We start from the raw sequence: 12844 nt of genomic DNA on the forward strand, positions 1-12844 counted from the left end.
GGAATTGACATGCGGCGGCTGGCTAGCCTGGTTCGGCGGTTCTTCGGCCCGCGGCTGCGGCGCCCGATCGATAGTGACCCATCTCTTCCTTTCACACCCGAGGAGTTCGGCCGGCTGATTCGCAGCGGCCGGCATGAGGACATGAAGCTGCTGGCCGAAGGGCTGGCCTGCCGGTCCATCCCGCGCCGCGCCAGCCATCGCGCCACGCATTGAAGACGCCGCGGCAAAGCAGATCGTTCTACGCTCCAGTTTCGTGGTAGCATGCGGCCGTCATGAGCAATCGCATTCTCGTCCTCTACGGTTCCTACCGTTCCGACCGCATGGGCATCCGCCTTGCGAATTTCGTCATCGATCGGCTGCGCGCCCGCGGCGAGGACGTTGAATTCATCGACGCCAAGGCGGTCGGCCTGCCGATGCTCGACCGCATGTACAAGGAATATCCCAGGGGCGCGGCGCCCGAGGCGCTGGAAAAGCTGGCGGGGCAGATCCGCGGCGCCGACGGCTTCGTCTTCGTCACCGGCGAATACAATTGGGGCATCCAGCCGGGCTTGAAGAACCTCACCGACCACTTCCTCGAAGAGTGGTTCTGGCGCCCGGCCGCGATCGTGAGCTATTCGGCCGGCCGCCTGTCCGGCGCGCGCGCGGCAACCGCCTGGCACGGCACGTTGTCGGAGATGGGCATGGTGGTGGTGTCGAGCACCATCGGCGTCGGCCCGATCGCGCAGACATTGTCGGCGGACGCCGAGCCGATCGGCGAGGGCGGCAAGGCGCTGGAGCGCTCGTTCCCCCGCTTTGCGGATGATCTCGCCTGGTGGATCGAGGCGGCAAAAGCCCAGCGGGCGCGGAAAGCGCCGCCTTATTAACTTGCTTAGGCGGCCCTGACCTCGCCGAGGAAACGGTCGAACTGGTCGGCGAGATCGCGCGACTGCGTCGAGAGCTGCTCGGCGGCGCCGAGCACTTCCCTGGCGGCGGCTCCCGTGTCGTCGGCGGCGCGCTGCACCCCCGAGATGTTGGTGTTGACCTCCTGGGTGCCGCGGGCGGCCTCCTGGACGCTGCGGGCGATTTCCTTGGTGGCCGAGCCCTGTTCCTCGATCGCCGCGGCAATCGCCGTGCCGATCTGGTCGATCTCGCCGATGACGTCGGCGACGTTGCGGATCGCAGCCACGGTCTCGTCGCTGGCGGTCTGGATCGCCGTGATCTGCTCGGAGATTTCGGTCGTCGCCTTGGCAGTCTGTCCCGCCAGTGACTTCACTTCCGAGGCGACCACGGCAAAGCCGCGGCCGGCATCGCCGGCGCGGGCGGCCTCGATCGTCGCGTTCAGCGCCAGCAAATTGGTCTGCTCGGCGATGCTCTGGATCAGCGTGACGACGTCGCCGATCTTCTGCGCGCCCTCGGCGAGCGTGCGCGCGGTGTCGCCGGTGCGGCGGGCGTTCTCGACGGCGCGGGCCGCGATCTCGGTGGATTGTGCGACCTGGCGGCCGATCTCGGAGATCGAGGAGGTCAGCTCTTCGGTGGCGCTGGCGACGGTCTGCACGTTGGTCGAGGTCTGCTCGGAGGCGGCGGCGACGACCGCGGCCTGGCTGTTGGTCTGGGCCGCCGTCGAGGTCATCGACTGCGCGGTGCTTTCCATGGTCGAGGACGCCTGGGACAGACCGCCGACGAGCTCGGTGACCTTGGCCTCGAACGCGCGGGTGAGCTCGTCGAGCGCCTGCGCACGGCGCATCTTGCCGTCGTTCTCGGCCTGCTTCTCGGCCGCGAGCCGGTCGGCCCGGATCATGTTGTCCTTGAACACCTGGACGGCCGCGGCCATCGCCCCGATCTCATCGGAGCGTTCGGCGCCGGGGATGCTGTCCGCAACCTCGCCCTCGGCAAGCCGCGACATCCGGCCCGTCAGGTTGACGATGGGGGCGCAGACGCGGCGGCGAACCACCACGATGAGGCCGACGCTCGCGATCAGGACCGCGGCAAGGCCTGCAAGCGCGATGATGAAGCTGGTGCGCGCGGCGGAGGAGGCGCCGGCGAGGATATGCTCGGCGTTGTCATAGAACGCGTCGCGAACCTCGATGATGGTGCTGAGGCCACGCTGCGTGGCGGCGTAATAGGTCTCCATGTCGTGCTCGTACTTGCCGGTGACCGCACCGTCCTTGACGAGCTTGAGCTCGCGGCCGAATTCCTCGACATAGATGGAATTGAACTTCTCGAGTGCCGCGGCGACGTTCGCCGGAGTCGCCGGATTGCCACGCAATTCGAGCAGCGCCATCACGAGCTGGTCGTTGCGGCCCTGCGAGCGGCCGATGTCGGCCTTCTCGGCGTCGGTCGCCGGCTTCTTTCCGCCGACGAGATTCTTGTGCAGGCTGGAGTTGAAGCCGCCGACGTCGCGCAGCGTCATGGCCGTATTGGCGTAGCTCGCCTGCCGGTAGGCGTCGCCGTTCAGAATCGCCATGCGGCGGACCTGCTCGTTGAGCAGCGCGGTCACGCCGCTGTTGAGCACGGCGTTGTCGGCGACGATCTTCTTGGCGGCGTCCTTGCGTGCCTCGGCAGGTCCCGCGAGCGCCTTGTCGATGGCCTCACGCAGCGCCGTGAATTTCGCGTCGATGCCGTCGATACTGCTGCCGATGGTGTTGCCGTCGTCGAGCGAGCCGGGCAGCTCCTTGCGCAGTGCGTTCATCTTGTCGCGCGCACCGTCGGTCTGCTTGCGCAGCTTGCCTTGCTCGGCGAGCAGCGCGGGGTCGATGGTCGCAGGTCCGTAGAGGATGTTGGTCGAAAAGCCGCGCTCGGGGTTGAGATAACGCGGGATGTCGCTGGCGGCACGGACGATCGCGAGCCGGCCCTGAGCCTCGCTGATCCGGTCCATCGTCTGGTACTTCGTCACGGCGACGTAGACGGCGAGGCCGCCGCCCACCGTGGAGAGCGAAACGATCGCGGTGGTCAGGAGCGTACCAATTTTCATGATCTGTCCGGCAAATGACGGGGAATTATTTTGCCCGGACGATAGTTTGCCCGTGTTAATCCCGGGTTTACGCTCGCTTGGCGGCAGGCGGTCTCACCGCCTTCGATCCAATGCGCCGAGGATCTCCAGCGTCGCAGTGTCGCGCTCGCCTGCGAAGTACCGGTCGAGCGCCTCGCCGAAGACGGGCTGATCGGACACCGCGCCGAACAGCGTCATCGACGATTGGAATTTGGCGTCATCCGGCGTCCCGAGGATCGCGTTGATGCTCCGGCCCTGGATGGCGAGCACGAGGCTGGTGCATTCGATCAGGCGCGCCCCGAGCACGGGATGGGCGAGGTAGGCCCTGGCCTCGGCACGGGAACCGATAGCGTAGCGCTGCGACATGGCGCTGAAGCCGAGGCCAGCGATTTGCGGGAAGACGAACCACATCCAGTGGCTCTGCTTCCGCCCCCGGGCCAGCTCCCCCTGGACGTCGCGATAAACCGGGTTTTGGGCTCGAACGAAGCGCTCGAGGTCGAAAGGATCGGTCATTGGATACCCCGGGGGTGCCTCGTCGGCCCTTGCCGGCCGCGATTATGCCTAACTTTTGGCTCCCAATGTGGTAGCTGGTATAGAGTCTCCGGGTGGGGGTTGGGCCCCCCGGGGGTCGATTTGGGGATCTGATGGTTTCCGACGCAGCACACGCCGAGAGGCTGTTGTCGCGCCGCCGTGTCGGGCGGGCCGAGCGCGTTTTGCTGTCTCTGGCTGCCGTCGCGCTGGCGCTGGGCGCTGCTGCCTGGATCGCTGATATCGGGGGGGCGCAGCTGGGCGCTTCGACCCCGCTGGCCTCCGCCGCGTTGCCGCCTGCCAACACCCCGTCCTTTGAAGACCGTTTCGCTTCGGCGTCCGGCAATCCGGCGGCCCGGGACCTTGGCCTCAGGACGCTTGAGCGTTCCGCCCTGAGTGCGGTCCAGCTCAAGCTCCGCGACGCCAAGGCGATGCTCGCCCAGAAGCTCCAGGGGGACGAGTGGCGTTCGACCCTGACCGACGACGACCGGCACGTGGTTGACGAGAGGAGGCCCTCGCAACGTGCCGACGCCATCCCGATGCCGCGCTCGCGCCCGGCGCAGGCGGACTTCTCCGCACAGATCGCCTCGAGCCAGGCTTATGCCGAGACCAACCCCAGGGTCGACAACCGCAACTTCTTCGAAAAATTCACCGACAAGATCAGGCTGGCATCGCTCACGCCCGGCGACGGCCTGTTCGGCAAGGCGCCGGATCTCGCCGCCCTTGGCTATGATTCGCGGACGGCGGTCTACGACATCAAGGCCAAGGCGCTCTACCTGCCGAGCGGCGTCGCGCTGGAGGCCCATTCCGGCATGGGCGCGCTGATGGACGACCCCGACCATGTCGACCAGCGCATGGTCGGTGCGACCCCGCCCGCGATCTACGATCTAAAGCCGCGCGAAAAGCTGTTCCACGGCGTCCGGGCGCTGCGTTTGACTCCGACGGAGGGCACCAGCGCCCTTGGCCGGGTCGGCCTGTTGACCCACAGCTACATGCTGGGCCCGCGCGGCGATTCCAACGGCTGCGTCTCGATCAAGGACTATGATCGTTTCCTCAAGGCCTGGGACAATGGCGAGTTCAACCGTCTTGTCGTGGTGCCGAGCCTGAGCGGAGCGGCGACCGCCTCGCAGCGTGCGAGCACCGACTCCTGATATTTGCCTGTCACGGCGGGGCTGCCGTTTCCCCTTCGTTAAGCCGTCATCGTCCAGAAGCAGCCCATGAGCGATCCATCAAGTTCTGCGACCCCGCTGCGTACGACATTCAAGATCAAGCTGAACGGTGACACGCTGGCGATCGCGACTGTCGGCCAAGCCTACCAATTCCTCACCAACTTCAAGTCGGTCGAGTGGATGGAATTCCGTTCCCTGCACGAGGACGCCGTCGCGGCTCTGGAAGGCGCTGCCGGTAACGCGATGTTGGCGGTGCAGGCCACCAATGCCGTGCGCGCGCTGTTCGTGAGCGCGAAGCTGCTCTGAACGGCCTGCGGGCCTTCTCCGTACGGCTTGAACTCCGGGACAGGAACGGGCAAACGATCCGCGAAGATCGTCGCTGCAAGCCCATATGTTTGAAACTTACTTTCAGGAGAGCTCATCATGGAACGCCGGACATTCCTTAGAGGTGGCGCGGTCGCTGGCGCTGCCACGCTGGTTGCTGCACCTGCGATCGCGCAAAGCGCGCCCGAGATCAAATGGCGCCTGACCTCGAGCTTCCCGAAGTCGCTCGACACCATCTACGGCACGGCGCAGACCTTCGCGAAATATGTTGCGGAGGCCACCGACAACAAATTCCAGATCCAGACCTTCGGCGCCGGCGAGATCGTTCCCGGCCTGCAGGCGCTCGATGCCGTCAGCACGGCCTCGGTGGAGATGGCGCAGACGCCGCTCTATTTCTACATCGGCAAGGAGCCGGCGCTGGCCTATGCCACCGGCGCGCCGTTCGGCATGAACCATCGCCACCAGGAATCGTGGTGGCACTTCGGCGGCGGCGCCGACCTCACCAATGAGGCGCTGAAGCCGTTCAAGGCGCACGCCATTCTGTGCGGCAATTCCGGCACCCAGATGGGCGGCTGGTTCCGCAAGGAGATCAAGACCGTCGACGACCTCAAGGGGCTGAAATTCCGCATCGCAGGCATGGGCGGCCATGTGCTGGCAAGGCTCGGCGTCGTCCCGCAGCAGATCGCGGGTGGCGACATCTATCCGGCGCTGGAGAAGGGCACGATCGACGCGGTCGAGTTCGTCGGCCCCTATGACGACGAGAAGCTCGGCTTCCAGAAGGTCGCCAAATACTATTACTTCCCGGGCTGGTGGGAAGGCGGCGCCATGCTGCACATGATCGTCAACGACGAGAAATGGGCCTCGCTGCCCAAGCAGTACCAGGCCATCGTCAACCAGGCGGGCGCTGCGGCCGGCGCCTGGATGCTCGAGAAATACGACAGCGTGAACCCGGCCGCGCTGAAGCGGCTGCTTGCCAATGGCGCGGAGCTGAAGGCATTCCCGCAGCCCGTGCTGGAGGCCTGCTACAACGCGACCCAGGACCATCTGAACGAGCTCGCCGCCAAGAGCGACCTGTTCAAGCGGACCAAGGAAAGCCACGACGCCTATATGAAGGAACTGCTGTTCTATACGCAGATCGCGGAAAACTTCTACGACAACTACCTGCTCAGCAAGGCGCGCAACAAGAGCTGAGACGGCGTCATTCCGGGGCGCGCCTCTTGGCGCGAGCCCGGATCCATTTCGCCACGCGTATCGCGGCCCGATGGATTCTCAGATGCGCAATCGCGCATCGTAGCTCGCGGCTTCGTCGCGCCCGGAATGACAGCGGTGTGGCGAATTACGCCGGCCCCAAGCCCAGCTTCGCGTAGATCCGCCTGGCATAGGCGCCGAACGCATCCGTGGTCTTCAGCGGCAGATCACGCGGGAAGGGCAGGTCGATCGGGAAATAGTCGGCCATCTTCGCGGGCCCCGCGGTCAGCACGGCGCAATGCGACGACAGGAACACCGCTTCCTGGATCGAGTGCGTGACGAAGATGATGGTCTTGCCGCTCTCGCGCCAGATCCGCAGCATCTCCAGGTTCATCTGCTCGCGCGTCAGTGCGTCCAGCGCGCCGAACGGCTCGTCCATCAGGATCAGCTTGGGATCGTGAATGAAGGCGCGCGCGATGGCGGTGCGCTGCTGCATGCCGCCGGAGAGCTGCTGCGGATATTTCTGCTCGTAGCCGGCAAGCCCGACCAGGTTGAGCAGATCGCGCGCCCGCTCGCGCGCGGCCTTCATCGGCAGGCCGACGATCTCGGCCGGCAGCAGCACGTTGTCCAGGATGGTGCGCCATTTCAGCAGCAGGGCCTGCTGGAACACCATGCCGATATCGCGGGTCGGATCGAACGGGCTGCCGGCGTTGCCGATCTTCACCGTGCCGCCGTCGGCGCCGTGCAGGCCGGCCAGGATCTTCATCACGGTGGTCTTGCCGCAGCCGGAGGGGCCGACCAGCGAGACCAGCTCACCTTCCTGCACGTCCATAGTGACGTCGGACACCGCCAGGAATTCGGCGCCGCCGGAGCGATAGACCTTCCGGACGCCTTGCAGGCTGATGAAGGGGGGCGAGCTCATGCCAGCCATTTGTTCAAGTTCGCGGCGACGAACGTATCGTCGCTGAGGTCGGCATGCTCGCGATAGACGCGGTCAATCTCCTCCTTCTGGCCGGGGCTGAGGCCCTCATTCGGATCGAGGCACCACAGGCCCTTCATCAGGCCCTGGCGCCGCAACACCTCATGGCAGCCGGCGATGCAGCCGTGGAAATTGTTGGCGACGTCGAAGAAGGCACTGTTGCAATCGGTGACGCGGGCATCGAGCGCCAACAGGTCCGCGGGCACGCTGTCCTTGTGCCGGACCGCCTTGCAGCGCTCGAACTGCTTGATCGCGCTCGCCGTCCACACCGACCAATGGCCGAGCAGGCCGCCCTTGAAGTACGTGCGCGTCGTCACGCCTTTGTCGCGCAGATCGAACGGCAGCATCAGATCGAGCAGGATGTGATCGTCATTGCCGGTGTAGAGCGCGACACGGTCGAGCGCGCCCGCCGCCGCGACGCCGCGCAGCACGTCGAGCGTCCGATAACGGTTGAACGGCGCGATCTTGATCGCGATGACATTGTCGATCTCGGCAAAGCGTTGCCAGAACCGGCTCGACAGGATGACGCCGCCGACGGCCGGCTGCAGATAGAAGCCGACCAGCGGAATTTCGGCGGCAACCGAGGTGCAGTGGGCGATGATCTCGTCCTCGGAAGCGCTCTTCATCGCGGCGAGGCTGAGCAGCCCGGCGTGATAACCGATGTCGCGTGCGGTGCGGGCCTCGGCGACCGCCTGTCCTGTCGGACCCGCAAGGCCCGCGACCATCGCGAGCGGACGCTTGGTCCAGGCGGCCGCGGTCTCGGCCGCGAGCTCGAGCACGGGACGGTAGAGGCCGACATCGCGGATCGCGAACTGCGTCGTGTGGACGCCGACGGCAAGGCCGCCCGAGCCGGCGTCGATGTAGTAGCGCGTCAGCGCGCGCTGATGCTGCTTGTCGAGCTGGCGCTCGGCGGTGAGCGCGAGGGGATGCGCCGGCAGCACGGTGCCCTCAGCGATCAGCTTGCGGATGTCGGCATTGATCTGGCTGTGGTGCATGATGTCCTATCCGAATTCGGGGCCGGCGACGGCGAATGGCAGTTCCTCGGCCGTGACGGCGGCGGGGCCAAACCGCATGCGCTGGAATGGCCGCTCGATGGTCCAGCCGGTGGCGGTCAGTCCTTCCAGGAATGCATCTTGCGACGCGATGGCGTCGAGCAGGAGCGGGCCGGTCTCGGAGTGCGCGATCTCGTCGACCATGGTCAGAGCCGCAGCGGCATTGTCGGCGAACAACGGGCCGATATGGCGGGCGGTCCGGCCGTCACGCACCAGCGCGATGGCGCCGTTCGCGGCGACGATGCGCGAGCCTGCGCGCTGGGCGAAGGCCGAGAGGAGGGCAGTCCGGTCGAAGCCGGTGGCTCGCTGGTCCCGCTCGGCAAGCGCTTCGAGGGGCGCGGACGACAATGGCGGCGCATCGGCCTGTCCGGGCCGCGCCAGCCTCAGGCGGCGCAATTGCAGCGTCGGGGTGAACCCCAGCGGCCCGTAGACGGCAGCGCCGTCCGGCGTGGCGTCGAGCCAGCTCGTCAGACCGTTCTGGCGTGCGGTTTCGAGACAAGCATCGACGAGGCGCGTGGCAAGGCCGCGGCGGCGATGCGTGCCTGACACCAGCACCATGCTGATCCAGGCGTTGTTGCCGGGATAGGGTAGCAGTGCTGCGGTTGCGATCAGCCGCATGCCGTCACGAATGCCGAACACGACGCCGTCGCGCAGGAAGATGCGCCAGTCCTCCTCGGTCTGGTTCCAGTGCGCCTCCGTCGACAGCGCGAGCCCCGCGATCGCGTCGTCGGTGCCGAGCTTGAGGATGGGCGCACCGTCAGTAACGGCCATCGCGCACCTCATATTTGGTAGGCTTGCCGAGGCTCGGCATGGCGCGGGAGACCCAGTCCGCGGTCCAGGCGATCAACTGCTCGGTGTCGACGACCGGAAGGCCGAACAGTTCGACCGCCTTTGACGTGTCGGTCAGCCACGCCGTCGGCTCCTCCTTGCCCGTCAGCACCGGCGCCCGGCCGAACCTTGCGCCGAACTTCTGGGCGAGATCGCGCACCGCCAGGATCTCGTGGCCGCTGACATTGATCGGTGAGGTCGGTGACGTGCAGTGCGCGAGACATCGCAGCGCCTGCGCCGACGCATCGCCCTGCCAGATGAAATTGACGTGGCCAAGGCTGACGTCGATCGGCACGCCCGCCAGCACTTTCGTCGCGATGTCGTGCAGCACGCCGTAGCGCATGTCGATCGCGTAATTGAGGCGGAACAGGCGTCCCGGCGTGCCGAACTTGCGCGAAAAATATTCGAACATGCGCTCGCGGCCGACGCAGGACTGCGCGTATTCGCCGGGCGGATTCGGCGCCATGTCCTCGGTTGAGCCTGTGCCGTCGACGGGGACGAACGGATAGACGCAGCCGGTCGAGAACGCGACGATGCGCGAAGACGGGAAGGCCTGCGCCACCAGCGCCGGCACATGCGCGTTCATCGCCCAGGTCAGCGACAGATCGCCCTCGGCGCCGAATTTCCTGCCGGCCATGAAGACGATGTTCGGCGTCTTCGGCAGCGACTGGATCGCCTTCTCGTCCATCAGATCGCAATTGATCGTTTCGACGCCGCGCGCGTGCAGCCAGTCCTTTACGCCGGCCTCGCTGAAACGGGCGACGCCGATGACGCGGCGATCCGGCACGGCCGCCTTGGCAAGGCCCGCCAGCGTCGGGCCCATCTTGCCGCCGACGCCGAGGATCATGATGTCGCCCTCGACCTTGGCGAGGTCGTCGATCAGGGCCTGGGTCGGGCGGCACAGCAGATCGTCGAGGGCCGCGATATCGGGGATGGTCTTCGGCAGTGTCTGGCGGGTGAGCAGCATGGATTTGTCCCTCGGTTCTGCCGTTGTCAGCTTTGTCTTGCGTCGCCGACCACGAACATGCGTTCGAGGGCGAGCACCAGGCCATAGAGGGTGACCCCAAGCAGCGTCAGCAGCACGACGGCCATCACCATGGCGGGCGTGTCGAGCGAGGACTGCACCTGGATCATGAGGTAGCCGAGCCCGCGCTCGGACGCGATGAACTCGCCGACGATGGCGCCGGCGACCGCCAGGATGGCGCCGACCTTCATGCCGGAGAAGACGTAAGGCAGCGATCCCGGCAGCTGGATCTTGCGGAACAGCGTCCAGCGCGAGCCGCGCAGCGATTTGACGAGGTCGAGCAGGTCCGGCTCGACCTCACGCAGGCCCCGCGCGGTGGTGAGCAGGATCGGGAAGAAGCAGATGCTGAAGGCGATCAGGATGTTCGGAACGATGCCGTAGGAGAACCAGACGATGAAGAGTGGGCCGAGCGCGACTTTCGGGATCATGTTCAGCGTCACGAACAGCGGCAGCAGCACGAGGCTGAGCAGTGGCGCCCAGCTGAAGATCACGGCGAGGGCGACACCGACGAAGGCGCCGAGCGCGAAGCCGCCGAGGATCTCGACCGCCGTCACCAGCGTGTTGGCGCCCCAGGCGTAGCTCGCGGTGCCCAGCGTCTTAATCGTCGCGAGCGGGGAGGGCAGGATGAATTTCGGCACGTGGAAGGCGTCGACCGCGACCTGCCACAGCACGAGCACGGCGAGGTGCACGACCAGGATGATCGCAAAACTGCGCCAGCTGCGTGCCCTGTCTCCTGCCACCGATTGCTCCCTGTCGGCGCGGCGGCGATGCCGCAAATCTTCAGCCCAAGCAGTCGCAAGCCTAGCCGTCCTCGGGGGAAGTTTCAACCATTTGGTTGATTAGGGCCGGAGCGAATGCAGCACCAGATCGGCGACGTGCCGGCGGCGGGCGCGGCGTGCGGTGCGGCTCGACAGGTCCTTGCCGAAGATCGCCGACAGCGTCGGGGTGTTGGAGAAGAAGAAATAGCTGAGGCCTGCAATGGAGATATAGAGCTGGACCGGATCGATCCCCTTGCGGAACACGCCCGCGCGCACGCCTTCGTTGAGGATGTGGGAGACGCTCTTCACCAGGGGGGAGTGCATCGCCTCCAGCCGCGTCGAGCCCCGGACATGGCGGGCGCCGCCGCGGTTCTCGTCGTTCAAAAGCACGATGAAATCAGGGTTTGCGGCCAGATGGTCGAACGAGGCCTCGATCAGTCGGAGGATCGCCTTCTCCGGCGGCAGGCCCTCGAGATTGAGCTTGCGCTCCTGCTCGCGGATGTCCTCATAGACCCATTCGAGCACGGCGAGGTAGAGCGCGTCCTTGTCGCCGAAATAGTGGTAGACGAGCTGCTTGTTGACGCCCGCGCGCATCGCGATCTCGTCGACGCGGGCGCCGGCAAAGCCGTGCCGGGCGAATTCCTGGCGGGCCGCGGTGAGCAGTTTCTTGCGGGTGGCGACGGGGTCGCGCCGCTGCGGCACGGTGTCGCCAGATCGTCTTGCGGGCATTTCCAACCAAACAGTTGACAAGTGGAGGGCGGGCTTGTTGCATTGGTATCCTCACACGGGGAGAGCGACAAGCCGGGTCGCGGCAACGAGGAGAGATGCGATGAAGCGTTTGCAGACGGCGGCTGTTGTGGCCCTCATGCTCGGTTTGCCGGCGGTGCCGGCGAGCGCGGGCGAGGCCGTCAACCTGATCCTGAACTGGACGCCGACGGCCGATCACTCGCCCTATTACTACGCCAAGGCGCAAGGCTGGTACGAAAAGGCCGGCATCGACCTCACCATCGAGACGGGCAAAGGCTCCGGCGTCTCCGCCGCCAAGGTCGGCTCCGGCGGCTCGCCCTTCGGCGTCGCCGATCTCGCCACCATGCTGGTGGCCAAGAGCAAGGGCGCCGACACGGTCGCTGTGATGAGCGTCTACGCCAATACCGGACAGACCTTCTACTGGCTGAAGAGCTATGGCGTGAACGGGGTCAAGGATTTTGCCGGTCACAAGATCGGCAATCCGCCCGGGGACGCCTCGCGCGTGATGTGGCCGGCCTTCGCCAAGGCCGCAGGACTAGCGCCCGATGCCGTCGGTTTCGTCAATGTCGGGCCGACCGCGAAGATCGCGGCGCTGAAGAGCCACACCGTCGACATCATCAGCGACTTCTACAACGAGCACGATCTGAAGCTGATCGAGTTCGGCCAGGACCTCGGCTACGTCAACTGGAAGGACATCGGGCTCAACCCCTACGGCAACTCGCTGATCGTCAACGGCGCGTACCTGCAGAAGAATCCGAAGGTCGTCGAAGACTTCGTGCGTGTCACGCAGAAGGCCTTCGCGGCCTGCGTCGCCGACGCCACGCCGTGCCTGAAGGCGCTGCTCGACCAGGTCTCCGGCCTCGACAAGGAGAACCAGGAGCGCCAGTGGGAGCGCATCAAGTTCCTGATGACGGACGAGTTCACGACGACCAAGGGTCTCGGCTGGATCGACGGCGAGCGGATGAAGAAGGATTACGAGCTGGTCCAGACCTATCTCGGCATGGAGAAGCCGTTCGATGTGACGGCGGCGTTTACGACGAAGATGCTGGATCCGAGCATCAAGATGGATGCGAGCAAGGTGAAGAAGTAGGGGGGCGCCGCGCGCTCCTCTCGTGCCCCGGACGCAGCGCAGGGTCCCTTGACGGTGCGCTGCAGAGTCGGGGCCCATTGTGCCGAGAGCATGATCCGGGCGGCCTGGGTCCCTGTGTCTGAAAAGCCTGTCATAATGATGGTGGGCGGGAAGCCGTTGGGTCCTTGGCGCTTGACGCCGTGAGCCGGC

General features: G+C 66.0%; 14 protein-coding genes. 6 read left to right on the plus strand and 8 right to left on the minus strand.

Annotated features, from left to right (window positions below; translation table 11 throughout):
• Positions 1-9 precede the first annotated feature (9 nt).
• Positions 10-213, plus strand: coding sequence for a hypothetical protein (locus UNPF46_RS07990; protein ID WP_100175725.1), 204 nt, complete (start codon positions 10-12; stop codon positions 211-213).
• 59 nt (positions 214-272) lie between these two features.
• Complete coding sequence (locus UNPF46_RS07995) at positions 273-863, plus strand: NADPH-dependent FMN reductase (protein WP_100175722.1); 591 nt, start codon at positions 273-275, stop codon at positions 861-863.
• 5 nt (positions 864-868) lie between these two features.
• Here the strand turns inward: UNPF46_RS07995 and UNPF46_RS08000 are convergent, their stop codons facing one another.
• Both UNPF46_RS08000 and UNPF46_RS08005 read right to left on the minus strand, forming a co-directional pair.
• Positions 869-2950, minus strand: a complete 2082-nt coding sequence (locus UNPF46_RS08000) for a methyl-accepting chemotaxis protein (protein WP_142249618.1) — start codon at positions 2948-2950, stop codon at positions 869-871.
• Between the two features lie 93 nt (positions 2951-3043).
• Positions 3044-3481 carry a DUF1810 domain-containing protein gene (locus tag UNPF46_RS08005; RefSeq protein WP_142249619.1) on the minus strand — a complete coding sequence of 146 codons (438 nt, stop codon included), beginning with the start codon at positions 3479-3481 and terminating at the stop codon, positions 3044-3046.
• Between the two features lie 200 nt (positions 3482-3681).
• Between UNPF46_RS08005 and UNPF46_RS08010 the strand changes: the two genes are divergently transcribed.
• The 3 genes from UNPF46_RS08010 (at position 3682) to UNPF46_RS08020 (ending at position 6180) form a co-directional block, all read left to right on the plus strand.
• A complete protein-coding gene (locus UNPF46_RS08010) occupies positions 3682-4647 on the plus strand; it encodes a DUF2778 domain-containing protein (RefSeq protein ID WP_181769836.1) in 966 nt (321 codons plus the stop codon).
• A 66-nt stretch (positions 4648-4713) separates the two neighbouring features.
• Entirely contained in the window at positions 4714-4971 is a 258-nt protein-coding gene (locus UNPF46_RS08015; RefSeq protein ID WP_100175718.1) for a hypothetical protein, read from the plus strand.
• A gap of 117 nt (positions 4972-5088) precedes the next feature.
• Positions 5089-6180, plus strand: a complete 1092-nt coding sequence (locus UNPF46_RS08020) for a TRAP transporter substrate-binding protein (protein WP_100175717.1) — start codon at positions 5089-5091, stop codon at positions 6178-6180.
• 145 nt (positions 6181-6325) lie between these two features.
• Here UNPF46_RS08020 and UNPF46_RS08025 read toward each other — a convergent pair whose 3' ends face one another.
• From UNPF46_RS08025 to UNPF46_RS08050, 6 genes are all read right to left on the minus strand, one after another.
• Entirely contained in the window at positions 6326-7108 is a 783-nt protein-coding gene (locus tag UNPF46_RS08025) for an ABC transporter ATP-binding protein (RefSeq protein WP_142249621.1), read from the minus strand.
• The gene (locus tag UNPF46_RS08030) at positions 7096-8151 is read right to left on the minus strand and encodes a dihydrodipicolinate synthase family protein (protein WP_142249622.1); all 1056 of its coding nucleotides are present in this window, start codon (positions 8149-8151) and stop codon (positions 7096-7098) included. Before UNPF46_RS08030 ends, UNPF46_RS08025 begins: the two co-directional genes overlap by 13 nt.
• A gap of 6 nt (positions 8152-8157) precedes the next feature.
• Complete coding sequence (locus UNPF46_RS08035) at positions 8158-8979, minus strand: GNAT family N-acetyltransferase (RefSeq protein WP_142249623.1); 822 nt, start codon at positions 8977-8979, stop codon at positions 8158-8160.
• The gene (locus tag UNPF46_RS08040) at positions 8966-10003 is read right to left on the minus strand and encodes an NAD-dependent epimerase/dehydratase family protein (protein ID WP_142249624.1); all 1038 of its coding nucleotides are present in this window, start codon (positions 10001-10003) and stop codon (positions 8966-8968) included. Before UNPF46_RS08040 ends, UNPF46_RS08035 begins: the two co-directional genes overlap by 14 nt.
• A gap of 26 nt (positions 10004-10029) precedes the next feature.
• Positions 10030-10800: an ABC transporter permease gene (locus UNPF46_RS08045; RefSeq protein ID WP_142249625.1), complete on the minus strand. Its 771-nt coding sequence runs from the start codon at positions 10798-10800 to the stop codon at positions 10030-10032.
• A gap of 99 nt (positions 10801-10899) precedes the next feature.
• Complete coding sequence (locus UNPF46_RS08050) at positions 10900-11547, minus strand: TetR/AcrR family transcriptional regulator (protein WP_142249626.1); 648 nt, start codon at positions 11545-11547, stop codon at positions 10900-10902.
• Between the two features lie 100 nt (positions 11548-11647).
• On the opposite strand from UNPF46_RS08050, the gene UNPF46_RS08055 reads away from it, so the two are divergent.
• Positions 11648-12655 carry an ABC transporter substrate-binding protein gene (locus UNPF46_RS08055; RefSeq protein ID WP_142249627.1) on the plus strand — a complete coding sequence of 336 codons (1008 nt, stop codon included), beginning with the start codon at positions 11648-11650 and terminating at the stop codon, positions 12653-12655.
• Positions 12656-12844: the final 189 nt, after the last annotated feature.

This window comes from Bradyrhizobium sp. UNPF46 (assembly GCF_006658625.1).
In the GTDB taxonomy this organism is placed as follows: Bacteria; Pseudomonadota; Alphaproteobacteria; order Rhizobiales; family Xanthobacteraceae; genus Bradyrhizobium; species Bradyrhizobium nitroreducens.

Excerpts from the sequence above, each read along its gene's own strand:
- UNPF46_RS08025 (WP_142249621.1), bottom strand. The coding sequence starts at position 7,108 with ATGGCTGGCATGAGCTCGCCCCCCTTCATCAGCCTGCAAGGCGTCCGG.
- UNPF46_RS08015 (WP_100175718.1), top strand. The coding sequence starts at position 4,714 with ATGAGCGATCCATCAAGTTCTGCGACCCCGCTGCGTACGACATTCAAG.
- UNPF46_RS08030 (WP_142249622.1), bottom strand. The coding sequence starts at position 8,151 with ATGCACCACAGCCAGATCAATGCCGACATCCGCAAGCTGATCGCTGAG.
- UNPF46_RS08055 (WP_142249627.1), top strand. The coding sequence starts at position 11,648 with ATGAAGCGTTTGCAGACGGCGGCTGTTGTGGCCCTCATGCTCGGTTTG.
- UNPF46_RS08050 (WP_142249626.1), bottom strand. The coding sequence starts at position 11,547 with ATGCCCGCAAGACGATCTGGCGACACCGTGCCGCAGCGGCGCGACCCC.
- UNPF46_RS08040 (WP_142249624.1), bottom strand. The coding sequence starts at position 10,003 with ATGCTGCTCACCCGCCAGACACTGCCGAAGACCATCCCCGATATCGCG.
- UNPF46_RS08005 (WP_142249619.1), bottom strand. The coding sequence starts at position 3,481 with ATGACCGATCCTTTCGACCTCGAGCGCTTCGTTCGAGCCCAAAACCCG.
- UNPF46_RS07990 (WP_100175725.1), top strand. The coding sequence starts at position 10 with ATGCGGCGGCTGGCTAGCCTGGTTCGGCGGTTCTTCGGCCCGCGGCTG.
- UNPF46_RS08035 (WP_142249623.1), bottom strand. The coding sequence starts at position 8,979 with ATGGCCGTTACTGACGGTGCGCCCATCCTCAAGCTCGGCACCGACGAC.
- UNPF46_RS08020 (WP_100175717.1), top strand. The coding sequence starts at position 5,089 with ATGGAACGCCGGACATTCCTTAGAGGTGGCGCGGTCGCTGGCGCTGCC.
- UNPF46_RS07995 (WP_100175722.1), top strand. The coding sequence starts at position 273 with ATGAGCAATCGCATTCTCGTCCTCTACGGTTCCTACCGTTCCGACCGC.
- UNPF46_RS08000 (WP_142249618.1), bottom strand. The coding sequence starts at position 2,950 with ATGAAAATTGGTACGCTCCTGACCACCGCGATCGTTTCGCTCTCCACG.